Origin of the sequence: Nonomuraea helvata (assembly GCF_039535785.1) — a bacterium.
Classification (GTDB): Bacteria; Actinomycetota; Actinomycetes; order Streptosporangiales; family Streptosporangiaceae; genus Nonomuraea; species Nonomuraea helvata.
Window position 1 is genome coordinate 481,620 of sequence record NZ_BAAAXV010000012.1, and the last position, 23,631, is coordinate 505,250.

The following is a 23,631-nucleotide window of genomic DNA, read 5'->3' on the forward strand; positions in this document are numbered from 1 at the left end:
GCATTCCTTATCGGTCGTGATATCGATCATATGTTGGACTTCTCGATGCCCATCCCGCAAAGTGAGGACCGCTCCTGCTCGTACACCATGTGAGGTGCTCCAATGGTTTCCAAGCTGTCCGCGACGCCACGTCCGTTGCACCCGCCCCTGACGCACGCGCCGATCGGGGCCATCCTCATCGCCACCGTGCTCGATGTGATCTCGGTGATCGATGGCGGGGCTCATCCGTGGGCACGTGATCTCTTCCACACCGGCACGTATGTCCTCATGACCGGCATGGGGGTGATGTTTCTCGCGATCATCGCCGGCGTGATCGACCGGCGCCGATTGACCGCGGCGTCCTCTCGCCCACGCCAGGGCGCCGACGTGCACGCGGCGCTCATGACCGCGCTGGCCGTCGTCTGCGTACTGGAGATCACCTTGCGCCGGAACGTCTATGCCGATGCCCATGCGACGCCCGCCGTCGTCACCGGGCTGAGCGTCCTCGCGCTCGCCCTCGTCACGGTCGGCGGGGAGCTCGGGGGCCGCCTGGTCTATCGGGCGGGCGTCGGCGTTCGTGGCGATGCGATCGCGCCGGCACCGCGCAGCTGATGAACAACGGCATTGTGAGCCGGGCGTCGGCATCACAGCCGGCGCCCGGGCCGCTGGACAAGTCACGCCTGACGTTGCTGACATGCTGCTTCAGCCTGTTCATGGCCCAACTGGACGCCACTGCGGTGAACGTGGCCCTGCCGTCGATCGGCGAGGATCTCGGCGGTGGGATCAGCGACCTGCAGTGGGTGGTGGACGCCTACGTCCTGGTGCTCGCCTGTCTCGGCATGTCCGGGGGCGGGATCGGTGACCGGTACGGTCGGCGCCGCGTCTACCGGATCGGGCTTATCGTCTTCAGCCTGGCGTCTCTGGGATGCGGTCTCGCGCCGGCTCTCGGTGTCTTGATCGCGTTCCGTATGGTTCAGGCGGCCGGCGCGTCCATGCTCATGCCGGTCACCCTGTCGATCATCACCAATACGTTCATCGCACCCGCCGCCCGTGCCCGTGCGATCGGCACGTGGATGGCCGCGGGCGGCGTCGCCGCGGGCGTCGGGCCGCTCATCGGAGGCGCGCTGACATCCGCGCTCGGCTGGCAGGCCATCTTCTGGATCAACGTACCGGTCGGGGCGCTCGCCCTGGCGCTGACCAGGTTGTACGTCACCGAGTCCCGCGCGGCCGAACGGCGTTCCCTGGACATCCCGGGGCAGGCACTCCTCGGCTGCTCACTGGCCGCGCTGAGCTACGCGCTCATCGAGGCGCCACGCGTGGGCTGGGCCTCGACGCCGACCCTCTCGCTGCTCGCCGGCGCCGGACTCGGCGCCCTGTGCTTCGTCGCCGTCGAGTTCCGCACGGACCGTCCGCTGGTCGAGCCGCGGTACTTCCGCGATCGGGCCTTCGCGGGGGCGGCCGGCATCGCGGTCCTCACCTACCTGGCCATAATGGGCGCCCAGTTCCTCAGCTCGCTCTACCTGCAACAGGTGCGCGGCCTGTCCCCGCTGGCCGCCGGGGCGATGCTGCTGCCCACATCGGTCGCGCTCGCCGCGGCGAGTCCCCTCGCCGGCAGGCTGACCGCGCGGTACGGCCCCCGGCCGGTGGTCGTCACCGCGACCGTGTTCCTGGCGGGCGGGCTCGCCCTGCTCGCCGGGACGACGCCCTCGACATCACCCCCCTTCCTGGTCATCGCCTACCTGCTGATCGGAGCCGGCTGGGGATCGCTGAACCCACCCCTGACCGGCGTCGCGATCGACACCATGCCACCTGACCAGGCGGGAGTCGCCTCCGCCGCGGTCGGCGCGTCCCGCCAGCTCGGCGCGGTACTCGGCGTCGCCGTCATGGGCTCGCTGACCACCACCCTCACCCGTACAGGGCTCGAGCACCGCGTGCCGCACCCCGAGGCCGATCCGGCCACACTGATCATGGCCGGCGGCCAAGCCGCACGCGCGGTCTTCACCTCGGCCACTCATGTGGCGTTCGCCGCCGGTGCCGGGGCGGTCGTGGTCGCCATGATCGTGGCGCTCGCCACCATGCCCCAGAGGGCTCGGCCGCGGTCGTCTTCCTGATGCCAACGACCCTCGGGCGTGGAGCGGACGCAACTGAACCTGCGGACGTCGTGGTCGACTCTCCGGCCGCCGACCTGCTCGGCCACGAACTCCTCCCGCTGTAACGGCACAGCGTCAACCGCATCCGCCACGACGTCGCCGCATCCGGCCATCAGACTTGGCCGCCCGGCCGGCCCACCTGCAAGCAACCCTCGCCTAACCCCCGCAGGTACGCCCAACCGTGCTGACCTCCCTGACCCACCACTCGCCGCCCCCTCGGCTTTCACGTACGTGACCTCGCCAAGGGCATCGTCATCTGCTCGGTCGGCGCGGCCGCCGCCGGGGATGTATGCGGGCGGCCAGCGCACTCAGGTGACCCCGTCGCATCACCATCGGTCAGAACCCGGTAGACGCTGGCCACCAACGGGTGCTTGCTCTTGCTCTTGCCGGTGGAAATGACCAGCTTGCGGGCGATGTCGGGCACGGCCACACCCCCGTCGCCCGCCTGCGGTACCTGGCCGACTCGGCACTGCGGGCGCGCGTGACCGCGGCGACCGACAAGGTCGAGTCCTACAACGGATTCTCCAAGTGGATCGGGTTCGGCGGCGTGCTGACCGACAACGCCCCCGAAGAGCAGGAAAACTGATCAAGTTCAACACCCTGCTGGCCAACCTGGTCGTCTTCCACAACGCCCTGGACATCTCCGATATCGTGCGCAACCTGGTCGCCGAAGGCCGGCAGATCACCGCCGATCAACTCGGCCAGATCGCGCCCTGGCTGCGCGCCCACATCAGCCGCTTCGGCGCCTACGCCACCGACAACCTCCGCCGCCAGCGCGACCCGTTCGATCCCTTCCTGAAGGAGGTCGACTTCACCGAAGTCGACCTGGCCGCCTGATCTGCGACACGCCGCGCATGCAAAATGAGTTACCCCGTTTACTGGACAATCCCCGCGCGCTGTGGCCAGCGGTCGGGCGAATAGTCTGTGGTCGGCGAGAAACAGGATGAGCATTGAGACATCTATCTCGTTGTGCGAAGCGGCATTTCATGCCTTTGCCGGTGGAGTCGATCCGCCGACGACCCCGCTGACCTGGGGTGGGTCATCTTCGACGCGAACGAGTGCCGGCACGAATGGCGTAAACATCTAAGGTGGGTGATCGTGGCGATGGAACGATGGGATTTGGGCGGCGACCTGAGCGTCGCGAGGATCGGGTACGGCGCAATGAAGCTGACCGGCTGGCCGAAGGGCGACCGGCCCAGCCGGGAAACAGCCCTGGCCATCCTGCGCCGGGCCGTGGATCTCGGCGTGAACCACCTCGACACCTCGCACTATTACGCACGCGACGGGGTAGCGGCCAACGAGTTGATCCGAGAGGCACTGCATCCCTACCCGGACGACCTGGTGATCGTGACCAAAGTGGGGGCACTGGTCGAGGGCTCCGACCTCGCCCTCCCAGCAGATGAAAAGACCGGCCTCACCCCCGACAACCTGCGCCGTGGCATCGAGGCGAACCTGCGCACGCTCGGCGTGGACCGCCTGGACGTGGTGAACCTGCGGATGGGCGACCTGGACCGCAGCCAGACACCGCTGGCCGCACCCCTGGAGACCTTGCTCGCGCTGCGTGATGAGGGCCTGATCCGCCATCTTGGCATCTCCAACGTCAGCGCCGCTGAGTTCACCGAAGCCCGCAAGATCGCGCCGATCGCCTGCGTCCAGAACCTCTACAACCTGTCCCGGCGCGATGACGACCCCCTCATCGACGCCTGTGCGGAGGCCGGCATCGCCTACGTCCCCTTCTTCCCGGTCGGCGGCTTCCAGCCGCTCACGGCGGAGCACCTGAACGCCGTCGCCGCCCGCCACCGCGCCACCGTGCCGCAAGTGGCCTTGGCCTGGTTGCTGACCCGATCTCCGAATATTCTGCTCATCCCCGGCACCGGCTCACTGGACCACCTCGAAGAGAACATCGCCGCCGGCGAGCTGAGGCTGAGCACGGAAGACATCGCCGAACTCGTCGGGTAAGGACGGGCCATGGTGGACACTCCCGGCACCGCCTGACGGGCGCAGGAACCTCGTGACGGCTGACGCCAGAACGGCCTGCCACCTGTGAGGCAGCTACCTGGCATGGCGCGGTCACGCGACTGGGTCACGGAGCCGGATGCGGATCGAGGCGATGTCGAGAATGCCCTGGTAAATGCGCTCGCGCTTGTCGAAGCGGGTGGCCACGGCGCGACGCTGGCGGAGATTGTTGACGCAGCGCTCGACGGTGTTGCGCTCCTTGTTGCGGTCTCGGTCGAAGGCTGGTGGCCGTCCGCCCTGGAGCCGAGTCTGGCGCGGTTGGCCTGCTGGTCCTTATTGATCGGGATAACCGGCTTGGTGCCGCGTTGGCGCAGGTAGAACCGATTGGCGCGGGAGGAGTCGGCATTGTCGGCCGTGGCGCGGGCCGGGCGGGTACGGGGCCGCCTGAGGCCGCGGCGCAGAATCCGGATGGACTTCATCAGTGGGATGAAGCCCGGGCAGTCGGTGTGCTGGCCAAGGCTGGTGAGCCCGGTGATCGGACGGCAGCGCCGGTCGGCGACCAGATGAATCGTCGTAGACAGGCCGCCCCGGGAGCGGCCCAGCGCCTCCCGACTCGCCGTCACCCGTTTGTGGTCTTCATCGGTCCTCGTCGGCCAACGCGGCCGCCCATTCGCCGGACCATCGGACGAGCGGGCGTAGCGCCCGGTAGGCGCCGCGGCCCAGCTCGGTGAGGCGGTAGGCGGTGTCGGGCTGCTGTTCGACGATCCCGGTGTCGAGCAGTTCGGTCAGTCGCTGTCGCAGGACACTGGACGACATGTTGTCGCAGCGTTGCTGAAGTGCCCGGAAGCCGAGCGCACCGTGTTGCAGTTCCCAGACGATGCGCAGATTCCATCGGCGTCCGAACAGGTCGAGCGCAGCCATCAAGGGACGTCCGGTGCTTGATCCGCGGACCGGTCTTCCGGGCTTCGGCGCTGCCATGATGTCGCCTCCCACCTCTTCTCAGCGCTTCGGTTTCCGATACAGTAACGCCCTGCCGGTGATTCTGTTTCCGAAGCACATGGGAGAACGGGGAGAGTCGAGGATGACTGTGCTGTACACGCCGCTGTGCGAGCGGCTGGGTGTCGAGCTGCCGATCGTTCAGGCGCCGATCGGCTCCGCTGCGGCACCGCAACTGGTTGCAGCGGTCGCCGAGGCCGGCGGTCTCGGCATGCTGGCGTTGACGTGGCGCGGACCCGAGCAGGCACGCCACGACATCGGCCTGGTGCGCCGACTGACCGGGAGGCCGTTCGCCGCCAACCTGGTGCTGGACTTTCCGGTGGCAGACACGCTCTCCGTCTGCTTGGACGAAGGCGTGCCGATCATCTCCACCTTCTGGGGTGATCCCGCGCAGGTCAGCCGACAGATCCATGAGGCGGGAGCGCTGCACATGCACACGGTGGGCAGCGTGGCGGAGGCCGTCGCCGCCGCTGATCACGGCGTCGACGTCATCGTCGCCCAGGGCTGGGAAGCCGGCGGCCATGTGCGCGGCACGACCACCACGATGGTCCTGGTACCGGCGGTTGTCGACGCGGTGGGTCCGATTCCCGTCATGGCCGCGGGTGGTATCGGCGACGGTCGCGGAGTCGCCGCCGCGCTGGCCCTCGGCGCACAGGGCGTGTGGCTCGGTACGCGTTTCGTGGCCACCGTCGAGGCCTTCACCCACGATGCGTACCGGCAGCATGTCCTGAGCGCCGCAGCCGAGGACGCCACATACACCCATTGTTTCGACGGAGGATGGCCCGACGCGCCGCACCGCGCCCTGCGCAACGAGACCCTGCAACGGTGGGAGAAGGCCGGATCGCCTCCGGCGCCGCGGCGGCCGGGCGAAGGCGACACCGTCGCCATCGACGCCGCCGGCCGGACCCACCACAGGTACGAGGATCTGATGCCGCTGCCCGGCATGACCGGTGACGTCGCCGACATGGCTCTTTACGCTGGACAGTCGGTCCAGTTGGTCCACGATGTACGTCCGGCAGGGCAGGTGGTCCGTGACATCGCGGCGCAGGCCGCCGCCGCATTCGAGCAGCTGGGCCACGCGACGCGGCATGTCGCGGATCGAGCGGAACAGCGATGAACGACGTTGGTCGTGTCCTGTCAGCATCGTCAACGCCTGCCTCCGTGACGGCGCGGCGGGAGCCTGACGGTCGTCCTGGACGATTGCACGAATGGAGCTTTCGGCAAGCGCAGTGTCCTGTTGAGGTCCACCGTTAGGTCGGGAGGCCCGCAGGTGAGACCTCTCCGAGCCACCCGACCTTAGCGGGTTCCTACGGAGTGCCGGTCGTGCTGGCCAGCGGAGACAACACCGCATGCAAGGAGTTCAGCGAGCTCGTGCCGCAGGCCGTAACCATGCTGGTGAAGTGGGCTCTGGGCCAGAACGCCGCCGATACGTTGCATCCGGGAGAAGCCTGGAATCGCCTGCGGCAGGGTGCGGCCTAGGCATTGCGGCCGCACACAAATGCTCCGCCGGCGTCCGTTCCTGAGGCGATGGATGTCGAGGTGGACATGCATCAGCCGCGTGCGGCGGACCGCGCCGCACGCGGCCCGGGAGTCTTCAGGCACGGCAGCACTTTGGCGTTCAAAGCGAGAAGATGGCGGCCGCTTACGGGATCATCCAGCTGATGGTGCTGTTCGGGCGGAGTCCCCCGCATCGGGCGCCGCGCGTGGACGGAAGCGCCAGGTCCGGTGCGGACACCGCGGTCATCCGGTCGACGCGGCAGCTGCGCCAGTCGTCGCAATCAAGGTCGTAGGCGAGGAGATGCCGGCGCCGCCCGGAGGCGACCAGGTGGTAGGGCTCGACCCGCCTCCGTCGTACCTCGCTACCGGACAAGTAGTCGGAGCCGGCTTCGACCTCGTCGCGGCAGGCTCTGACCAGCGGCATCAACACCACGGCGGCGTCGACCGGCGCGCGCACTTCGTGGCGCAGCCGGGTGGGCAGCACCCGGTCGAGCTTGGCCAGCGCCCGCAGCGCGGCGTCACTGGCGCCGGCGCTCGCGCCACCCCGCCGACGAAGACGCGATACCGGTGGCGATCGCCTCCTCGTCGTCGAGCAGCAGCGGCGGCAAGTCGTGCCCCGGTCCGGACCTGGCGCTGCTGCAACAGCCCGAGCGGGGTGAGCACCCGCTCCGTCGTGCCCCGCTTGTCACCGCTTGCCCGGTCCATATGACCCGCTCTGTCAGAGAGGGCGGACCGATTCTGTCCGCCAGGGATCAAAGAATTCACCCTCAGAGAGCTCCCAGTAACTGACCGCCTCGCCTACTGGCAAGATCGCGGCGACGCTGGCCTCACTTCCCATGACGACGATAGCGCGCATCAGTCACATGCCTTCGAGGTCTTCGGAAGAGCGAGCACCGCCACCGCCCCGGCGGCCACGACGCCGGCGCAGACCCCGAACGCCAGGGCATACCCGGAGGTCGGCGCGCCGGTGTGGGCCGCGGCCAGGGTGGTCAGCGCGGCCAGGCCGAGCGAGCCGCCGACCTGGCGGGAGGAGTTGAGGATGCCGGAGACCAGCCCCGCCTCGCCGGGGCCGACTCCGGCCGTGGCGATCAGGGCGATCGGCGCGGAGGTGAGGCCCATTCCGCCGGTGATGAGCAAGCCCGGCAGGACAATTCCGGTGAGCAGGCCGCTTTCGGGTGTGTTGGTGGCCTGCCAGGCGAAACCCGCAGCCGAGATCAGCGCGCCTGCGACCAGCAGCGGACGCAGGCCGACCCGGCCGGCCAGCCGCGGCGTGGCCTTGGATGCGACGATGATGGCGAAGGTGTGCGGCAGGAACGCCAGGTGCCAGCGCCAGATCCACCAGTGTCTTGACCGGCCCTTCGGTGCATAACACCGCCTCGGCCAGCTCGAACAGCTCATCACCGCGCGCGCTCAGGCACCCGTAGAACGCCTGCCGGAACCGTGACAGAGCGGCCACGCCGTCGCTGTCAGGGTGGATTTCGCAGCTATCGGTTCGCGTAGCCGTCACGCATGCCAGAGTGGACATCGCGGTCACCGCCTCGCCTCGGAAACTCTTACACGAGCCCGAAGATGAGATGGTGACCGTCTCACGTCACGGCGACACGCCGTACCCAAACAGCAACAATCCGCTAAACGGCGAAACGTTCGCATCGTCACGATCTGCGACGTTTATGCAGATCAGAGGTTAAATGGCAAGTTTAGCGCCTGTTGCGAAAGTGCTGGGCACACTCGCTGGTGCGTCTGACCCCGTTGCGGCGTTGTGTCGGTGTGACCTCGTAGACTCCCCGGCCACGTCGTCGAAGGGATTGCCGTGGAAGACCCGACAGGTATCGCAGCGCTGACCAAGATCCTTCCTTCAGATCTCGGCGCGGACGAGGAAATCGACTGGTCGGCAGCAGAGGCGCGGTGGGGCACGCGATTCCCGCGTGACTACATGGCCTTCATGTCCATCTATGGCGCCGGCTCGTTCGCCGAGGTCGGCATCCTCATGCCGTTGCCCAAGGAGTACATCCAGTGGGACCCCGGGACCTTCGAGGAGGAGACGGAGAACGCCCGTGACACATGGGAGATGCTGGGCGGTCAAGAAGGCCTTGACATCGACCCGAACCACATCCTCGCCTGGGGCATCACTTCGGGCCCCGACATCCTGTGCTGGTTGACCACCGACCCCGACCCCGACCAGTGGCCCGTCCTGGTCTGCGGCCGACACACCCGCGAGGACTTCACACTCTTCCCCTGCGGCATGGTCGAATTCCTCCGCAAGCTGCTCCTGGACGAGTACGACCCCTACCCCCTCAGCATCGACCTGCGTGACGCCTCGCCGCGCTACGTGCACTGGCTCGAAGCACAGAAGCGCTGGAAAGCGGGATTGGACCCCGACTCCGGTTTGCCACGATCAGCCGACCACTAGTTCACATGCTCCAGCGCAGCGAAGAACCCGAACGCCAGACCTGGCCAGCTGCCTGCTCGCGGATCGGTCACCACGGTCCAGACAGATGAAGAGCAATCCGACGGTCAGGACGGCGACGTTGGTCCTGCGGGCGACCGCGAAGGCTCCGGCTCTAGGGAGGGATCCGCGGCGCGTGGCCAGCCGACGGAGCTTGGCGTACCAGTAACCCGCTCCCTCCAGCAGGACGAGCGCGAACAGCGCGAAGCCCACGCCGTTCGCCGCTGTCACCGGAAACCCGACGACGCCGAAGCAGATCACCGCCTGCAGCGTGATGTTGAGCAACTCGAGCCACGTCAGCGAACGCAGCCGTTGCCGCATCCAGGAGCGGGAGCGGTGATTCACCTACCGACTAGGGGTCTCAGTAGCTAACGAGCAGAATCCAACGAACCCGCTTCTGACCTGCGGTGAGGGTAGTGCTCAGTGCTGAGGAGGAAGGAGGAGCTGCGCCCTGACTGTGGCGTTGAGAGCCTGATCCCGCGAGTTGAGCGAGATCAGAGCTCCTGGTGCAGGGCGGCGTACTCGTCGCGGGCCTGTTCGACGGCGTCGAGATGGCGCTGGGCCTTCTAGTGTTCTGCGAGGGCGCGGTAGATGCTGGCGAGGGAGGGGTTATGGCCCTTGCGCTTGCCGGTGGGGATGATCAGGTCCTTGCGGATCTTGTCAATGGGTTCGCCGGCTGCGCGGCGCCGTAGGACGGTGTGGATCATGTCGTCGGTGATGACGGTGGGGCGGCCTCCGTGGTGGCCCTTGCGGGCTGCGGCGTCCAGTCCTTCCAGCGTTGCCTCGCGGATGGCTTCGCGTTCGGTTTCGGACATGGCGGCGAAGAACGCGAATAGCATCCGGCCAGGCCCAGCCGGGTCGTAGATGCCGGAGAGCGGCCCGGCGAGCATCTCCAGGACCAGACCGTGCGCGGTCAGATGGTCGGCCAGGGCGGTGAGCTCTGCGGCATCGCGCCCCAGCCGCTTCATCTCGTAGACCGTCAAGATGACGCGGCAGTGCGGGGCGTGTGCCTTGATCTGCCGGGCGGTCGCGAGAGCCTTCTCGAACTCGGGCCGGACCTTGATCCGGGTGGAGACCTTCTCGGCGAAGATCTTGTCGCGGCCGATGCCGTGCGCGGCCAGCGCGTCGAGCTGGGACTGCAGCTCCTGGGTGAGGGAGGAGCAGCGGGCGTAGCCGATGCGAATGTCGGCGGTCCGGGCGTCGGGGTCGACCGGGGCCGGCGGCGGGGTACCGTGCCGCCAGGGCCGGCCGGGTCCCCGGTCGGTGGGGGTGAGTACCCGCAGGTGCTTGGTCAGCCGCGGCACTTTGGTGAACCGGCCGGTGTGATAGCTGCCGGCGACCGCCCCCGACCGTGCTCGGCAGGGCGAACCGGCTTCAACGCCGCAGCGCGGGCACGGGTGGTGTTCCACCTCATCGGCGTCGCGGGTGTTATTGTCCGCGGACTCGGCGGCGGGATCCGAACGTTCGCGGGGGCGTGAGGCGTCGGCCATGCCCGAACCCTCTCACAAACATTTCTCACAACATGAGGGATCGACCACTTGCGTGAGACCAGGTTTTGAGGGGGATTCGAGGGCTTGCCGGTTCGCCGTCACGCTGGTGGATAGTGGTCAGTTGGATGGCCAGAGCGGAGTGATCTGGGGTGCCGTCGAAGCCGGTCAGCCAGGTCCGCGCCGAACTCCAAGCCGTGTTTGTGGGCTACGTGGCTTGCGGTGACGGGGCCCTGTCGAGGCCCTGTCGAGCCCTTCGAGCGCTGTCGCGCCACCCTGAATGGTTCAGCTTTATGCCGTGCCCGTTGCAATAGTGTGTGACGCACAGTATTGTGTGCCATGTGCACGATGACGATGAGCTGCTTGCCACCCATCTCCAGGAGCTGCGGCGGGGCACCGTCGTCCTGGCCTGCCTGCTCATGCTCGACCGCCCCGACTACGGCTACGCGCTGCTCGACCGTCTCACCCGGGCGGGCCTCGCCGTCGACGCCAACACCCTCTACCCCCTCCTGCGCCGCCTGGAGAAACAGGGTCTGGTGACCAGCGACTGGAACACCGAAGAATCCCGGCCGCGCAAGTTCTACCGCACCAGCGACAGGGGCGCCGCGCTCGCCGCCGCGCTCAGTCGCGACTGGGACGAGCTCGACACCGTACTCCGCTCCCTGAAAGGCGCGTCATGACCACTACTGCCACCACCAACACGCTCACCGACCGCTATGTCGCGGCGGTCCTGCGCCACCTGCCCGGAAGCCGGCGAAGCGGGAGCCGGCGATCCGAGGACCAGCGGCCCGAGGACCAGCGGCCCGACATCGACATCGAACGCGAGCTGCGGGCCTCCATCGCCGACGCCGTCGACGGCCGGGTGGAGGCCGGCGCCGACCGGGCCGAGGCCGAGTTCGCGGTGCTCACCGAGCTCGGCGACCCGGCGCGGCTGGCGGCCGGTTACGCGGACCGTCCGCTCCAGCTCATCGGCCCCGCGCTCTACCTCGACTACACGCGATTACTGACCGCCCTGCTCGTGACCATCGTGCCCGCCGTGGCCGTGGCGGTGGGGCTCGTGCAGGGACTGCGCGGGGCGGGCGCGCTCGACCTGATCGGCGACACCCTCGGTGCGGCGCTCACCACCGCCACGCACCTGGTCTGCTGGACCACGCTGTTGTTCGCGACCATCGAACGCGTCGCCGGACGCGTCACCGGAGGCGCCGCGGGACGCCGCACGCCCGCCAGGCGCTGGACGCCCGACGCGCTCCCCGAGCCACCCACCCGCCGCGCCCGCTACGGCGAGCTGATCATCTACACCGTCGCGATGGTCCTGTTCACCACCCTCATCCTGCTCTCCCCGGTGATCAGCACCGAGACCGACGCGCACGGCGCCCCCATCGGCGTGTTCGCGCCGTGGCTGTGGCAGACCGGCTTCGTGTACGCGTTCATCGCCCTGGTGACCCTGAACCTCGCCGTCGCCTACGCCAAGCACTACGCCCGGTGGAGCGTTCCGCTCGCCGTGGCCGGGACACTGGTCGAGATCGCCTGCCCAATCGCGCTGCTCTGGCTCGCCGCCGGTGACCGGTTGCTCAACCCCGGCTTCACCCAGGCCGCCGCCTGGCCGCAGAGCGCAACCACCTGGATCAACACCGCGCTCATCGTCGTGTCCGCCCTCACGATCGTCTTCGCCGTCATCGACGGCATCGCCCGAGCCACGCGTCGCTGAACCCACACGAATCAGGAGACCGGCATGAAAGCGATCGTCTATCAGGAGTACGGCTCGCCCGACGTCGTGCGTCACGCCGACGTCGACCGTCCCGCCCCGGCCGCGGGTGAGGTGCTGGTCCGGGTGCGCGCCGCCGCGCTCAACCACGCCGACCTGCTCACCCTGCGCGGCACGCCGCTCCTGCTGCGCCTGGCGTTCGGGGTGCGGCGGCCGAAGGCCACCGTCCTGGGACGCGCCGTCGCGGGCACGGTGGCGGAGATCGGCCCGGACGTCAAGGACCTCCAGGTCGGCGACGAGGTCTTCGGCGAGGCGGCCCAGCGCGGCTTCGCCGAATACGTCGCGATCCCGGCGAAACGCCTGGCCAGGAAGCCGGAGCAGGTGACGTTCGAGCAGGCGGCCACCTTACCCGTGGCCGGGATCACAGCCTTGCAGGCGCTGCGGCTCGGCGCCGCGCGCCCCGGCACGACGGTGCTGGTCAACGGCGCCTCCGGCGGGGTCGGCACGTTCACCGTGCAGCTCGCCAAGGCACTCGGCGCCGAGGTCACCGGCGTGTGCAGCACCCGCAACGCCGAGCTGGTGCGCTCGCTCGGCGCCGACCACGTGATCGACTACACCCGCGATGATTTCACCCGGGATACACGCCGCTTCGACGTCCTGATCGACATGGTCGGCAACCACCCGATCTCGGCGCTGCGCCGGCTCCTCGCCCCCGGCGGCATCTACATCGCCTCCAACAGCGCGGGTGGGCCGGTGCTCGGGCCCATTCCCCGGCTGCTGGCCACGGTCGCGCAGACGCCGTTCGTCCGACAGCGGCTCCGCGTCCTGACCTCCCGGAGCACCGCCGAGGACCTGCGGACGCTCGCCGGCTTCGTCGCCGACGGCAAGGTGACACCGGTGATCGAACGCACGTATCCGCTCAGTGAGACCGCCGACGCCCTCCGGCTCCTGGAGCGGGAGCACGCCCGCGGCAAGATCGTCCTTCTGGCGTAGGACGAGGAGGCCGGGTGCCCAGGGCCCGGGGCCTGGCCGAAAGTACGAGATCGCGGTCGGCCGAGGGGCGGGCGCAGGTCGGGCCGGTGGCCCGATGAGCCGTCCCCGCCTCTCGTCGCAGGATCGATCCATGACCGAGCACTCGAATCCGAGGCTCTCCCAGGTGGCGGCCACCGCGCCGCGGCCGCGTCCGCGTGCCTCCCGGCGTGGCGACGGCCGGCTCGTGCCCGCCGGGCTGATCGCGCTCACCGTCGTCCCGCTGATCGCCGGTGCCGTCCGGCTGACCGAGTTGTTCACCGGTGCGGAGGTCACATCCGCGAACGCGCGGTACTTCGACGCGCCGGCAGGGTGGCCAGGCGGCGGTCCTTCTCCAGCTATTCGATCCGGAACGCCTTGGCCATCATCCCGAAGCGGGCCAGCTCGGACAGCTTCACCGGCGCCACCGCAGTGCAGTCCACCGCCCCCGTGCCCAGCCCCAGCACGTACGAGGCGCGATCCAGCGCCTGCTCCATCCCGGTGCCCGACAGCCTGGTCACCGCCGTACGCATCCACTCCAGAGTGGAGACCTTCTTACCGTCCGGCACCTGCAGGGTCGCCACCAGCTCGGCCCGCATCAGCGGCGGCGCAGCCTCCGCCAGGCCGCGGTTGATCAACTCCAGCACGGCCCGGCGCACCTCGGTGACCAGCCGGGACAAGGTGGTGATACCCGGCAGCAGCACCCGGTTGGTAATCAGCCACAGCACCGCCCGATCGAACAGCTCCCGGCGCGAGTCCCGGCTCTTGCGCACCCGCGAGGCAATGAAAGTCGCCACCTCCCCCTCGGCGGCCGAGAACTCGCGATAGCCCAGCATGATCCGGATCTTCGTGGCATGCTCGTACGGCCCCGGCGGAGGACAAGCAGGCGGCCGGATTGTCGCCACCGGCACCCCCGCACAGGTCGCAGCCAACGCCGAGCAGGAAGGGCAGGCGCGCGTCGTGGACTCTGGTCGGACGAAGCGGCCTCCAACCCTCGATGAGCTTGGCGAGTTCGGCTTCGATGTCCACGGTGATGAACCCGAAGAAGTTGATGTTCTCGCGGTGGCCGGGGGCGATGAACGACAACAGTTCGTCGCCGACGTCGCGGCCCTGGGCGCGAAGCTCGCCGATCGCCTTGCCGTAGGACTCGGTGGTCCAGGTGTTATCTGGGCGTTGGTGAGCAGGGTGAGGCACCATGCCTGCTCGGTCTGGTCTTGGAGGTAAGCCCGTACGATGGTGCCCTGCTGGGCGTAGTGCAGGTCGCGGCGTAGCGCGTGCAGGCTCTCGCCTTTGTTGAGCTGCCGGGAGATCTTGCGGCGGTAGACCGGATCGGACAGATAGCGGGCGGCGTGGATGGTCCGGCGCATCCGCCCCTACTCCTTTAACGCTGCCGCCAGGGTGTTCTGCCGGGAGGCCGCCGACCATTTCCCCACGATCAAAGACGCGGTCGCCTCTCCGAACTTGAGCGATCCGGCCATCCGCAGCAGATCCGGGTAACACTCGCTGATCAGATCTTCGTTCCACCGGTCGGCCAGCAGCGGCCCGGCGTGTGGATAACGAGCGTTCGTCAGGCCGGGGGCTTCCACCCGCAGCATGGTGATCTTCCCCAGGTCACGGATGCGCGGGGTGAGGGCCTTGCCGACCAGGTCGAACAACCCGAAATTGACCAGGGTTGCGCCGTGGGTGTCGGTGGCGTGCTCGGTGATAGGCAGGTCGGTGGCGTTACCGAGCAGTCGGGGGTGAACAGATAGGTGCCAGGTCGGCGTACCGGCGTGACCCGGGTACGAACACATCCCCCGACCGCAGACCATCGCGTAACGCGAGGATGGTGCAGATCTCCCAGTAGTGCCGAAACGCCGTGTCGTCACCTGCCTTACGGGCCTTGACCAGGTAATCGGCGTACCGAGCCGCCACGAACGACATCGGCGCCCCCGCCTGGACCTTCCGGCCACCGACCCGGTTCAGCTCCTTCAGGATCTCCACGGCCTCCATCAGGTCCGCGGTGCCCGGCCCACCCGGAAATCGACCCTGCTCATCGGCCACGCCCGGATCGATGAGCACCGGCAGGATCACATCCATCAGCAACTGGCGGGCCTCGCCCTTCTTGGCCCGCTCCGCCAGGGCGGCATCGGTCTTGGCCTTGGCGTGAGACTCACGCGCCGACACCGCCTGGTCGAACAACGCCACGACCTCGTCCAGCTGATCCACCGCCGACTGGGCGACCAGCGCCAGCAGGATCGGAAAGCGGCGCTCACCGCGCCGCTGGAGCCCCTGCACCGTAGAGCGCCGCCCCAAGGTCGCCAGGAATCGGCGCCGCTCCGCCGGCAGCATCGACAGATCCAGCTGATGGCCGTCCAACCCGCTCAGGTACCGCAGCTTGTCGATCGAGCCCTTCACTGCCGCAGGCGTCGCCTTCATCGCCGGCGTCGTCAACCACGCCAGCCGAGCCATCCCCAGCTCCTCATCGAACACCAGCAGCCGACCCAGATCCGCGCGCATCGGCCCAGTCAGCAGATGATCGACCTTCTCCGACGTCAACGCGCCCGCCGCATTACGCGCCGACCCGACCATCTTCATCAGCACGACCACACCCGGCCGCACCACCTTCGAGCTGATCAGATGCTCGGCCGCCTGGTGGAACAGCAGCGACGGCGTGTCATGCTCCATCGCCCGATCCAGCAAGAACTGCTCCAACTCCTTCAGCGTCTCGCCCCTGGTCGGAACCGGTTTCCAGTCCAGATACTTCAGCACCAGCTTCAAATGGTCGCTCCGGGTCTGCGCCCGTCGCCCGTACTGCTGCAGGGCCCCCGGAAACACCGCCAGCTGGTTCGCCAGCCGCTGCACCGCCGCCTGGGGCACCGACCAGACGTCGTCCGGCACGAACCCCAGCCACGGCAACGTGCAGCTGAATCGCCAGCCCCAAGCGCGCCGCTGATCCCCGGCCCCCACCTCGGCTCAAGTTGTCGATGAACCCCAGATCCTTCCGCGTAAGCGTGAAGAACCTGATCAACTCCTCCCTGCCGATGTCCGGATACGACCGGAGACGCTCCATCTGCTCGTCGGAAAAGAACTGGACCGCCAACGCTCATCAACCTCCACGACCATACCGAAACCCGGACAAAACGTAGTGGCAATGATCGTCAAGCGCTCTTCGGGCCATATAGCAGCAGGTCGGGAGCGGGTTCGTTGGATTCTGCTCGTTAGCTCCTGAGACCCCGACTATGGCAGACGCGCTCCGCTGTGCCTCACCCGGAGTTGGCACTGCTCGTCCGCAACATGCCAGCTCAGCCAACCCCTGAGAAGGATCCGTACTCGTCCGGGATCCCATGAGGTGGGCCCAGGAGCGGCTATAGTTGCCAGGAAACTGGTATCCTGGCAACTATGGCAACATTCCAACAGCGGTCAACCTTGGGGCTGGCCGTGCTGTCCCTTCTGCGGGAGGCGGAGTACCGGCAGGAAGGCGCGATGCATCCGTACAAGATGCAGCGCCTGATCAGGGACCGCGGCAAGGGCGAGGTGGTCAACGTCGGGCAGCGCGCCAGCCTCTACCGCACCATCGAGCGGCTGCACAAAGCCGGATTGATCGAGGTACGGGAGAGCGGCCGCGAGGCCAACCGGCCCGAACGGACTCTGTACGCGCTCACCGGCAAGGGACGGGAGGTATGGCGCGAATGGATGCTGGATGCGCTGGCCAACCCGACGCGGAAGTACCCGGAGTTCCCCGCGGCGATCTCCTTCATCCCCCTGCTCGACTCCCGCGAGGTGCTGGAACACCTGGAGCGACGCGAGGGCAATCTGGCCGCCGAGCTGGCTCGCCTCCAGGCGATCGTGGCCGAGGGGGCGCAGTGGGGGCGGCTGTTCGTGCTGGAGATGGAGTACCTGCGCGCCACCACCGCGGCCGAACTGGAGTGGGTGCGTTCCGTCGCCGACGACCTGCGCTCCAACCAGATCTCCTGGACCCGGGATTCACTGACCGGGTTGGCCTCTGAGCACCAAGACGAGAACCACACCCGCTGAGCGCGATCACCGTCGCTCGTCCCTTCCACGATCAGAAAGGTGTCACCATGCTCGACGTTCTCATCATCGGCGCCGGAACCGGCGGGCTCTGCCTGGCCCAAGGGCTCAAGCAAGCCGGCGTCAACGTTGCCGTCTACGAGCGCGACCGCACCCGGCGCGACGGCCTGCAAGGCTACCGCGTCGGCATCGACGCCGACGGCAAGCGAGCCCTGAAAGCAAACCTGTCACCCGAGCTGTACGACACGTTCCTCGCCACCTGCGCCCAGCGGCCTCGCTATGGCAACCAGCTCACCCATAAGCTGAACTTCCTGTTCTCGGCCGGCCCGGAGGTTCTCAAGGACGAGGACCGCCCATCGGAGGAGGAACTGGACGAGTCGGTGAGCCGAATGACCCTGCGCCAGGTGCTGCTCACCGGCGTCGAGGACGTCGTGCACTTCGACAAGGAGTTTTCGCACTACGAGCAGCACGCCGGCGGCAAGGTGACGGCCCACTTCACCGACGGCACCACGGCGACCGGTGACGTGCTGGTGGCGGCGGACGGCGCCCATTCCAAGGTGCGGGCACAGTACCTGCCGCACGCCAAGCTCGTCGACACCGGCCTGATTGGCATAACCGGCAAGACTCCGCTCACCCCGCAGACCGCCGCACTGCTGCCCCAGCGGATGATCGAAGGAGTCAGCATGGTGCACGGTCCCAAGGGGTTCATGTGCGTCATCCATGTCATGCGCTTCAAATGGGACGCCGACGGCAGGCCCAGGACGGGCATCGGCGCCGCCGATGCCGAGGCCATCGCTGCCTGGCCCGGCATGCTCTATGACAACAGCCGCGACTACATCATGTGGGGCTTCGCCGCCTCCGAACGGTGGCTCCCCCAAGGCATCTCCGGCATGCGCGGCGCCGACATCCAGCGCCTGGTGCTGGAGATGACCCAAGATTGGCACCCCAGCCTGCGCACGATCTTCTCCCTCGGCGACCCTGGCAGCAGTTTCCCGCTCACCATCCGCACCTCCGAGCCGATCCCGCAGTGGCAGACCAGCAACGTCACCCTGATCGGCGACGCCATCCACACCATGACACCTGGCCGCGGCGTCGGCGCCAACACCGCACTGCGCGACGCGCGCCTACTGACCCGCAATCTGCTCAAGGCCTATCGGGGCGAGCTGCCGCTGCTGCAGGCGGTGCACGACTATGAGACAACGATGACCGCCTACGCTTGGGACGCGGTCATCAAGTCCCGCGCCCAGATGGACGGCCACTCCATCCTGCACAAAGACGGCCTGGCCGGAGGCCTGGCACGAGCCGGCATGCGCACCGCGATGCGCGCCATGGACCACCTTCCGCCGGTCAAACGCAGGATCGTCGCCGCCGAGTCGACCTTCCGCGGCACCGGACGCGACGACGAAGCCTAGAAGGCGCAGGGCCATCCGTCACCGCCAACGATCGCCCGACGTTAGGCGCTCCGCCGGGCTCCTTGGCAGCGGTGATTTAGGGCGCTTACCGGGCGAGCCGATGGAGGAGTTCGTCGCGGCGATGCTGCTGTTTTCGGCCGCGGCAAGGTCGACGCCGTCGTGCACGAGCTTGTCACCGGCGAGCCCGCGGCCGAACGGGGATGCTGTCGTCCGCACAATCTTTCCCATGAGTGGCCGGTGGAGTCCCGAGGCTCGGGAATGCGGCCTTGTCAGGTATGGCTCCAGGTGCGGGATCGCGCGGTGGTGGTGGAGGCCCCGTTCTGCCGCTGGTGAAGTTCTCGGGCCTGGTCTCGTAGCCAAGCGAGCAGCGTGGCGATCCAGGGGGCGTCGGGTGTGCGGGTCAGGAGGAAGTAGGCGCTGCCGTCGGGCTGGAATCCGAAGGGTGCGGCAAGTCGTCCGGTGCTCAGGTCGTCGCAGACGAGAGCGTGTGATCCGATGGCGATGCCGAGGCCGGCGGCCGCAGCCTGGAGGCTCAGGTAGAAGTGCTCGAAGGTCTGCTCGGGGGCGGGCGGGAGGGCGGTGCTCCGGCCGGAGGCCCAGTCGGCCCATGCGCTCGGCCTGGTTCGGGTGTGCAGGCGAGGCGGTTCGGCGAGGTCGGCAGGCTCGCCGATCGTGCGGGCCAGCTCGGGGGTGCAGACGGGGCCGGTCAACTCGTCGAACAGCCACAGCGCGTGGACACCGGGCGGCAGCTCGAAGTCATTGCGGCGGATGGCCAGATCGATCCCCTCGCGGTCGAAAGGAACAGGGCCGCCGGCGGCGGACAGGTGCAGCTTCAGCTCGGGAGCGGTCTGCGCGAGCGCGGGCATCCGCGGGATCAGCCATCGCATCAAAAGCGTGGGCTCGCATGAGAGCACCAAGGGGACCGGCCGAGCGGCCTGCCCTGCCCGCCTGGCGGCGGAGCTGAGCAGGGTCAGGGCGTCGGCCACGGCCGCGGCGAAAGCGGTGGCCGACGGAGTCGGCGTCATCGCGCGGTGGCGGCGTTCGAACAGGACGGTGCCCAGGGCACGTTCGAGCTGTTGGATCTGGCGGCTGACCGCCCCATGAGTGAGGTGCAGTTCGGCGGCGGCCTTGCTGACGCCGCCGTGCCGGACGGTGGCCTCGAAGGCCACGAGGGTGCCGAGCGGCGGCAGGTCCGTCCATGTCATGTGTGAGAGTTTCGCACACGTGGGGTGACTATTTATCGATTGTCCTCAAGGGGATTTCCGAACATAGTGAGTTTTGCTCACAGCAATCCGGAGGGGATCATGTCGCAAGAGCAGGACTACGCCATTCACTACGCGCCGCTGTTCACCACACTGCAGACGATGGACGTCCAGGCTCTGATCGATCAGGTCGACGACCCCTGGTACAACCAGACCCTGATCCAGATCGGGGACGTGCTGGTCCGGCTGGGCGTCATGCAGGGCGAGTTCCACTGGCACAAGCACGATGAGCAGGATGAGTTCTTCTTCGTCCTCGACGGGCTGTTCCGCATTGAGATCGAGGGGCGGGACACAGTCGAACTCGGTCCCCGGCAGGCGTACTCGGTTCCCGCCGGGATGCTGCACCGGCCGGTCGTACCGGTCCGCAGCGCCGTGTTGATGATTGAGAAGGCGGGCGTCGTCGCCACCGGTGACTGATCGGCCACCGCCTAGGAAGGAGAAGTCGTGCGGCCCTCACTGCGACCAGGATTGACTGCGCGGCTGGACTACACCGTGCCAGCCGAGCGTACGGTGCCGCATCTGCTGCCCGAGCCCAGCCACTTCACCGCGCTACCTGCCGTGCTGGCCACCGGCTACCTGGTCGGTACCGTCGAATGGGCGTGCATGCGCGTCCTGGACGAGTATCTGGACGAGGGCGAGCAGACCCTGGGTGTGCACGTCGACCTCAGACACGAGGCGCCTACTCCGCCGGACGGCCTGCTCACCGTCGAGGCCGAGTTGACCGTGGTCGAGGGCCGCCACCTCACCTTCACCGTGCACGCCTTCGACGACGCCGCCACCATCTGCCCAGGCGTTCACCGCCGCGCCGTCATCGACGCCGCACGCTTCCGTGCCCGGCTGGACAGGCGAAACGGCCCGTGACCGGGATCGCGATCGTCGCCGACGACCTGACCAGCGCCGGAGACGGCGCGGCGCCGTTCCGGGATGCCGGTTTCCCGGCCGTGGTCATGCTCGCGGACGGGCCGAGGCGGCCCGGTGTGACAGCAGTCGACATCGACACCCGCGCTCGTCCTGTAGCCGAGGCGGCAAGGCGGAGCGCTCGCGCGGCAGCCGCGTACGCGGGCGCGGACGTTCTGGTTAAGACCATCGATTCCACGTTGCGCGGCCACCTGGTTGCGGAAGTCGAGGCGGCGTTGTCCACGAGCGGGCGGCATACGGCCGTCGTGGCGCCCGCTTTCCCCGGTCAGGGACGGACGACGGTGAGCGGCGTGCAGCACGTCGAGGGCCGGCCGGTGGATCAGACGTGGTTCGCTCGCGATCCCGTCCATCCGATACGGAGCGCGGACCTGTGCGAACTGTTCCCGGGTGCTGTGCTGAGCACGCAGGTGGCAAATCTGGTCGGTGCGGCCCAGTACATCGTCGGCGATGCGGTAACAGATCGGGACCTCGACCTGCTGGTGGCCGCGGTACCTCGAGCCGAGGAGGTGTTGTGGGTGGGATCGCCGGGGCTGGCGGCGGCGCTGGCCCGCCACCTCGCTCCCCAGGCCTCGGCGGCGAACCCGGCGGTAGTCCTCGAGGCCGCATCACGGCTGCTGGTTGTGGCGGGCAGCCTGAACCCGGCCACCGACCGACAGCTCACCCGGCTCGGCGCCGCCACCGGCTCCCGGCCGGTGCAGGCCGCCGACACCGACGCGGTCGAGCGTGCGCGGCGGCTGCTGGCGCGCCACGGCATGGCCATCCTGTGCGGGCCGCGGCACCGCATCGACGGAGCGCCGGTCCCGGCGACGCTGGCGCGGGCGACCGCCCAGCTCGAGCAGAGCCGGGCCTTCGACGCGCTCGTGCTCACCGGGGGCGAGACCGCTCGTACGGTCCTGCTCGCCCTCGGCGCCCGGTCCATCGCACTGGCCGGTGAGCTCGAGCCCGGCATCCCGCTCGGCCTCATCGAAGGCCCGCAGCCCCTGCCCGTCGTCATCAAGGCGGGCGGCTTCGGGGACCCCGGCACGCTCGTACGCCTGCACAACCGGCTGACCATGACATCGGAGAGGCTGCCATGACTCCCATAGCGATCACGATGGGCGACCCGGCCGGGATCGGCCCGGAGATCGTTGTGAAGCTCATCGCCGACGAACGCTGTGACGTCCCCGTCGTCGTCCTCGGCGATGGCGGCGTGCTCGCGCGCGCCGCCGCCGTCACCGGTCTGGACGTGCCCATCCGGGCACTGACCTCACCCGAGGACCTGGCACCCGGTTCCGGCGTCGCGCAGGTGCTCCCGGTGACGACGCTGCCAGACCTGTCCTGGGGGCAGATCGACGCCCGCGCTGGGAGGGCCGCCTATGAATACGTCGCCAAGGGCATCGAACTGGCTCTGGCCGGCCGGGTGGGAGCCCTGGTCACCGCGCCGATCAACAAGGAGGCGCTGCGGCTGGCCGGGCTGGCATACCCCGGACACACCGAGATCCTGGCCGAGCTCAGCGGCAGCGATGCCTACGCCATGATGATGATCAACGACGAGATCCGGGTCGTGCTGGTCACCATCCACGAACCGCTGCGCGCCGCGCTCGACCGCATCACCGTCGAGGCCGAGCGCACCGCAATCCGGCTAGCGTACGACGCGTTGCGCAGGACCGGCGTTGCCGCGCCGCGGGTGGCGGTTGCCGGGCTGAACCCGCATGCGGGCGAGAACGGCCTCATGGGCCGCGAAGATCAGGACATCATCGCGCCCGCCGTACGAGCCGCCCGAGCCGACGGCATCGACGCCAGCGGCCCATGGCCACCCGATACCGTCTTCATGCGCGCCCGCAACGGCGAGTTCGACGTGGTCGTCGCGCAGTACCACGACCAGGGCCTCATCCCCATCAAGTACCTCGGCCTCGATCACGGCACGAACGTCACGATCGGCCTGCCCTTCGTACGAACCAGCGTGGACCACGGCACCGCCTTCGACATCGCGGGCAAAGGCGTCGCCGACCACACCAGCCTGCTCACCGCGCTGCGCCACGCCCGCACGCTGGCGGGTGACCGATGACGCCGCTCGCAGCGCTCGACATCCTGCGGGCTGGCCACTGGGTCGATCTGACCCACGCCTTCCACCCCGGCATCCCGCACTGCCCGAGCTTCGAACCCGAACAACGCACCGTCGTCTACGACCACGCGCCTCGTAACGGCACACGCGGGTCAGGGTTCCTGGCCCACGAGTACCGGCACGTCGGCCAGTGGGGCACCCACGTCGACCCACCCGCGCACTTCGTCCCGGGCCTGCGGTTCCAGGACCAGATACCGGTCACCGAGATGATCCTGCCGCTGGTCGTCCTCGACATCCACGAACAGGCCGCGGCCGACCCGGACTACTGCGTCACCGCCGCCGACCTGGCCGGCTGGGAGGCCCGGCACGGCCCCGTGCCGCCCGGCTCATTCGTCGCCCTGCGCACCGACTGGTCCCACCGCTGGCCCAGCCAGGAACACATGATCAACGCCGACGCCGACGGCATCTACCACTACCCCGGCTGGAGCCACGAGGTGCTCGTGACGTTGTTCGAAGAACGCGACGTCACCGCCTGCGGACACGAGACCACGGACACCGACCCCGGAATCATCGTCAGTCAGGGACAGGCGCCTCTCGAGCACTACGTTCTGGCCCAAGACCGCTACCAGATCGAGCTGCTCACCGGACTCGATCAGATCCCCGAACACGGCGCCGTCATCGTCGCCACCTGGCCCAAGGCACAGAACGGCTCCGGCTTCCCCGCCCGCGCCTTCGCCATCTGCCCCTGAGGGAGCCC

The 23,631-nt window shown here is 68.4% G+C and carries 25 protein-coding genes and 4 pseudogenes; 18 read left to right on the forward strand and 11 right to left on the reverse strand.

The genetic code is table 11. The features are described from left to right. Positions 1-102: 102 nt before the first annotated feature. The 4 genes and pseudogenes from ABD830_RS52575 to ABD830_RS52590 all read left to right on the forward strand — a co-directional run bounded on the left by ABD830_RS52575 (position 103) and on the right by ABD830_RS52590 (position 4,088). Positions 103-591, forward strand: a complete 489-nt coding sequence (locus ABD830_RS52575; RefSeq protein ID WP_345003163.1) for a DUF2231 domain-containing protein — start codon at positions 103-105, stop codon at positions 589-591. After that, complete coding sequence (locus ABD830_RS52580) at positions 591-2,090, forward strand: MFS transporter (RefSeq protein ID WP_345003164.1); 1,500 nt, start codon at positions 591-593, stop codon at positions 2,088-2,090. The genes ABD830_RS52575 and ABD830_RS52580 overlap by 1 nt, the downstream gene beginning before the upstream one ends. A 520-nt stretch (positions 2,091-2,610) precedes the next feature. Next, positions 2,611-2,966: pseudogene (locus tag ABD830_RS52585) on the forward strand (Tn3 family transposase). A 255-nt stretch (positions 2,967-3,221) separates the two neighbouring features. Beyond that, positions 3,222-4,088 (forward strand): oxidoreductase, encoded by an 867-nt coding sequence (locus tag ABD830_RS52590; protein WP_345003165.1) that lies wholly within the window; start codon positions 3,222-3,224, stop codon positions 4,086-4,088. Positions 4,089-4,721: 633 nt separating this feature from the next. Here ABD830_RS52590 and ABD830_RS52595 read toward each other — a convergent pair. Further along, positions 4,722-5,006: a winged helix-turn-helix transcriptional regulator gene (locus ABD830_RS52595; RefSeq protein WP_345003166.1), complete on the reverse strand. Its 285-nt coding sequence runs from the start codon at positions 5,004-5,006 to the stop codon at positions 4,722-4,724. A 160-nt stretch (positions 5,007-5,166) separates the two neighbouring features. Here ABD830_RS52595 and ABD830_RS52600 point away from each other — a divergent pair, with 160 nt between their 5' ends. Both ABD830_RS52600 and ABD830_RS52605 read left to right on the forward strand, forming a co-directional pair. Beyond that, a complete protein-coding gene (locus tag ABD830_RS52600; protein ID WP_345003167.1) occupies positions 5,167-6,198 on the forward strand; it encodes an NAD(P)H-dependent flavin oxidoreductase in 1,032 nt (343 codons plus the stop codon). Between the two features lie 152 nt (positions 6,199-6,350). Next, positions 6,351-6,560: pseudogene (locus ABD830_RS52605) on the forward strand (M55 family metallopeptidase); the annotation flags it as partial. Positions 6,561-6,723: 163 nt separating this feature from the next. Here ABD830_RS52605 and ABD830_RS52610 read toward each other — a convergent pair. Then, positions 6,724-7,062 (reverse strand): WYL domain-containing protein, encoded by a 339-nt coding sequence (locus ABD830_RS52610; RefSeq protein WP_345003168.1) that lies wholly within the window; start codon positions 7,060-7,062, stop codon positions 6,724-6,726. A 371-nt stretch (positions 7,063-7,433) separates the two neighbouring features. Beyond that, on the reverse strand, positions 7,434-7,976 hold the full coding sequence (locus ABD830_RS52615; RefSeq protein WP_345003169.1) for an MFS transporter: 543 nt from the start codon (positions 7,974-7,976) through the stop codon (positions 7,434-7,436). Between the two features lie 412 nt (positions 7,977-8,388). Between ABD830_RS52615 and ABD830_RS52620 the strand changes: the two genes are divergently transcribed. Next, positions 8,389-8,988, forward strand: coding sequence for an SMI1/KNR4 family protein (locus ABD830_RS52620; protein WP_345003170.1), 600 nt, complete (start codon positions 8,389-8,391; stop codon positions 8,986-8,988). Here the strand turns inward: ABD830_RS52620 and ABD830_RS52625 are convergent. Both ABD830_RS52625 and ABD830_RS52630 read right to left on the reverse strand, forming a co-directional pair. After that, a complete protein-coding gene (locus ABD830_RS52625; protein WP_345003171.1) occupies positions 8,974-9,369 on the reverse strand; it encodes a hypothetical protein in 396 nt (131 codons plus the stop codon). The two genes, ABD830_RS52620 and ABD830_RS52625, sit on opposite strands and share 15 nt — an antisense overlap. 221 nt (positions 9,370-9,590) lie before the next feature. Then, entirely contained in the window at positions 9,591-10,514 is a 924-nt protein-coding gene (locus ABD830_RS52630; protein ID WP_345003172.1) for a recombinase family protein, read from the reverse strand. 338 nt (positions 10,515-10,852) lie between these two features. Between ABD830_RS52630 and ABD830_RS52635 the strand changes: the two genes are divergently transcribed. Genes ABD830_RS52635 through ABD830_RS52645 form a run of 3 tightly spaced genes read left to right on the forward strand, consistent with a single transcriptional unit; the run spans position 10,853 to position 13,209 of the window. After that, entirely contained in the window at positions 10,853-11,191 is a 339-nt protein-coding gene (locus ABD830_RS52635) for a PadR family transcriptional regulator (RefSeq protein ID WP_218156036.1), read from the forward strand. Continuing rightward, positions 11,188-12,219 carry a permease prefix domain 1-containing protein gene (locus ABD830_RS52640; protein WP_345003173.1) on the forward strand — a complete coding sequence of 344 codons (1,032 nt, stop codon included), beginning with the start codon at positions 11,188-11,190 and terminating at the stop codon, positions 12,217-12,219. The genes ABD830_RS52635 and ABD830_RS52640 overlap by 4 nt, the downstream gene beginning before the upstream one ends. Positions 12,220-12,243: 24 nt before the next feature. After that, entirely contained in the window at positions 12,244-13,209 is a 966-nt protein-coding gene (locus ABD830_RS52645; RefSeq protein ID WP_345003174.1) for an NAD(P)-dependent alcohol dehydrogenase, read from the forward strand. Positions 13,210-13,583: 374 nt separating this feature from the next. On the opposite strand, the gene ABD830_RS52650 is transcribed toward ABD830_RS52645, so the two are convergent. Then, the gene (locus tag ABD830_RS52650) at positions 13,584-14,135 is read right to left on the reverse strand and encodes a DUF4158 domain-containing protein (RefSeq protein WP_378520905.1); all 552 of its coding nucleotides are present in this window, start codon (positions 14,133-14,135) and stop codon (positions 13,584-13,586) included. On the opposite strand from ABD830_RS52650, the gene ABD830_RS52655 reads away from it, so the two are divergent. Further along, a complete protein-coding gene (locus ABD830_RS52655; protein WP_345003486.1) occupies positions 14,059-14,448 on the forward strand; it encodes a hypothetical protein in 390 nt (129 codons plus the stop codon). The two genes, ABD830_RS52650 and ABD830_RS52655, sit on opposite strands and share 77 nt — an antisense overlap. Positions 14,449-14,450: 2 nt before the next feature. Here ABD830_RS52655 and ABD830_RS54590 read toward each other — a convergent pair. The 3 genes and pseudogenes from ABD830_RS54590 to ABD830_RS52665 form a co-directional block, all read right to left on the reverse strand. Beyond that, positions 14,451-14,591, reverse strand: a pseudogene (locus ABD830_RS54590) (Tn3 family transposase); the annotation flags it as partial. A 6-nt stretch (positions 14,592-14,597) separates the two neighbouring features. Then, positions 14,598-15,035, reverse strand: a complete 438-nt coding sequence (locus tag ABD830_RS52660) for a Tn3 family transposase (RefSeq protein WP_345003176.1) — start codon at positions 15,033-15,035, stop codon at positions 14,598-14,600. Beyond that, positions 14,947-16,276 (reverse strand): annotated as a pseudogene (locus tag ABD830_RS52665) (DUF4158 domain-containing protein). Before ABD830_RS52665 ends, ABD830_RS52660 begins: the two are co-directional and overlap by 89 nt. Before the next feature lie 329 nt (positions 16,277-16,605). Between ABD830_RS52665 and ABD830_RS52675 the strand changes: the two are divergent. Both ABD830_RS52675 and ABD830_RS52680 read left to right on the forward strand, forming a co-directional pair. Then, positions 16,606-17,241, forward strand: coding sequence for a PadR family transcriptional regulator (locus tag ABD830_RS52675; RefSeq protein WP_345003179.1), 636 nt, complete (start codon positions 16,606-16,608; stop codon positions 17,239-17,241). A gap of 47 nt (positions 17,242-17,288) precedes the next feature. After that, on the forward strand, positions 17,289-18,650 hold the full coding sequence (locus tag ABD830_RS52680; protein WP_345003180.1) for an FAD-dependent oxidoreductase: 1,362 nt from the start codon (positions 17,289-17,291) through the stop codon (positions 18,648-18,650). An 18-nt stretch (positions 18,651-18,668) separates the two neighbouring features. Here ABD830_RS52680 and ABD830_RS52685 read toward each other — a convergent pair whose 3' ends face one another. Then, positions 18,669-18,878 (reverse strand): hypothetical protein, encoded by a 210-nt coding sequence (locus ABD830_RS52685; protein ID WP_345003181.1) that lies wholly within the window; start codon positions 18,876-18,878, stop codon positions 18,669-18,671. A 41-nt stretch (positions 18,879-18,919) separates the two neighbouring features. Next, entirely contained in the window at positions 18,920-19,855 is a 936-nt protein-coding gene (locus tag ABD830_RS52690) for a LysR family transcriptional regulator (RefSeq protein WP_345003182.1), read from the reverse strand. A 99-nt stretch (positions 19,856-19,954) separates the two neighbouring features. Between ABD830_RS52690 and ABD830_RS52695 the strand changes: the two genes are divergently transcribed. Genes ABD830_RS52695 through ABD830_RS52715 form a run of 5 tightly spaced genes read left to right on the forward strand, consistent with a single transcriptional unit; the run spans position 19,955 to position 23,623 of the window. Then, positions 19,955-20,329, forward strand: coding sequence for a cupin domain-containing protein (locus ABD830_RS52695; RefSeq protein ID WP_345003183.1), 375 nt, complete (start codon positions 19,955-19,957; stop codon positions 20,327-20,329). A 27-nt stretch (positions 20,330-20,356) separates the two neighbouring features. Further along, positions 20,357-20,773, forward strand: coding sequence for a thioesterase family protein (locus tag ABD830_RS52700; protein WP_345003184.1), 417 nt, complete (start codon positions 20,357-20,359; stop codon positions 20,771-20,773). Next, entirely contained in the window at positions 20,770-21,906 is a 1,137-nt protein-coding gene (locus ABD830_RS52705; protein ID WP_345003185.1) for a four-carbon acid sugar kinase family protein, read from the forward strand. The genes ABD830_RS52700 and ABD830_RS52705 overlap by 4 nt, the downstream gene beginning before the upstream one ends. After that, positions 21,903-22,877: a 4-hydroxythreonine-4-phosphate dehydrogenase PdxA gene (gene pdxA / locus ABD830_RS52710; RefSeq protein ID WP_345003186.1), complete on the forward strand. Its 975-nt coding sequence runs from the start codon at positions 21,903-21,905 to the stop codon at positions 22,875-22,877. Before ABD830_RS52705 ends, pdxA begins: the two co-directional genes overlap by 4 nt. Continuing rightward, a complete protein-coding gene (locus ABD830_RS52715; RefSeq protein ID WP_345003187.1) occupies positions 22,874-23,623 on the forward strand; it encodes a cyclase family protein in 750 nt (249 codons plus the stop codon). Before pdxA ends, ABD830_RS52715 begins: the two co-directional genes overlap by 4 nt. The last annotated feature ends 8 nt before the right edge of the window (positions 23,624-23,631 follow it).

Coding starts and splice junctions, on each gene's coding strand:
- ABD830_RS52600 (WP_345003167.1), top strand. CDS start 5,167: ATGACTGTGCTGTACACGCCGCTGTGCGAGCGGCTGGGTGTCGAGCTG.
- ABD830_RS52645 (WP_345003174.1), top strand. CDS start 12,244: ATGAAAGCGATCGTCTATCAGGAGTACGGCTCGCCCGACGTCGTGCGT.
- ABD830_RS52595 (WP_345003166.1), bottom strand. CDS start 5,006: ATGGCTGCGCTCGACCTGTTCGGACGCCGATGGAATCTGCGCATCGTC.
- ABD830_RS52580 (WP_345003164.1), top strand. CDS start 591: ATGAACAACGGCATTGTGAGCCGGGCGTCGGCATCACAGCCGGCGCCC.
- ABD830_RS52655 (WP_345003486.1), top strand. CDS start 14,059: ATGATCCGGATCTTCGTGGCATGCTCGTACGGCCCCGGCGGAGGACAA.
- ABD830_RS52615 (WP_345003169.1), bottom strand. CDS start 7,976: ATGAGCTGTTCGAGCTGGCCGAGGCGGTGTTATGCACCGAAGGGCCGG.
- ABD830_RS52660 (WP_345003176.1), bottom strand. CDS start 15,035: ATGGTCTGCGGTCGGGGGATGTGTTCGTACCCGGGTCACGCCGGTACG.
- ABD830_RS52575 (WP_345003163.1), top strand. CDS start 103: ATGGTTTCCAAGCTGTCCGCGACGCCACGTCCGTTGCACCCGCCCCTG.
- ABD830_RS52675 (WP_345003179.1), top strand. CDS start 16,606: ATGGCAACATTCCAACAGCGGTCAACCTTGGGGCTGGCCGTGCTGTCC.
- ABD830_RS52695 (WP_345003183.1), top strand. CDS start 19,955: ATGTCGCAAGAGCAGGACTACGCCATTCACTACGCGCCGCTGTTCACC.
- ABD830_RS52685 (WP_345003181.1), bottom strand. CDS start 18,878: ATGGGAAAGATTGTGCGGACGACAGCATCCCCGTTCGGCCGCGGGCTC.
- ABD830_RS52630 (WP_345003172.1), bottom strand. CDS start 10,514: ATGGCCGACGCCTCACGCCCCCGCGAACGTTCGGATCCCGCCGCCGAG.
- ABD830_RS52690 (WP_345003182.1), bottom strand. CDS start 19,855: ATGACATGGACGGACCTGCCGCCGCTCGGCACCCTCGTGGCCTTCGAG.
- ABD830_RS52715 (WP_345003187.1), top strand. CDS start 22,874: ATGACGCCGCTCGCAGCGCTCGACATCCTGCGGGCTGGCCACTGGGTC.
- pdxA (WP_345003186.1), top strand. CDS start 21,903: ATGACTCCCATAGCGATCACGATGGGCGACCCGGCCGGGATCGGCCCG.
- ABD830_RS52680 (WP_345003180.1), top strand. CDS start 17,289: ATGCTCGACGTTCTCATCATCGGCGCCGGAACCGGCGGGCTCTGCCTG.
- ABD830_RS52640 (WP_345003173.1), top strand. CDS start 11,188: ATGACCACTACTGCCACCACCAACACGCTCACCGACCGCTATGTCGCG.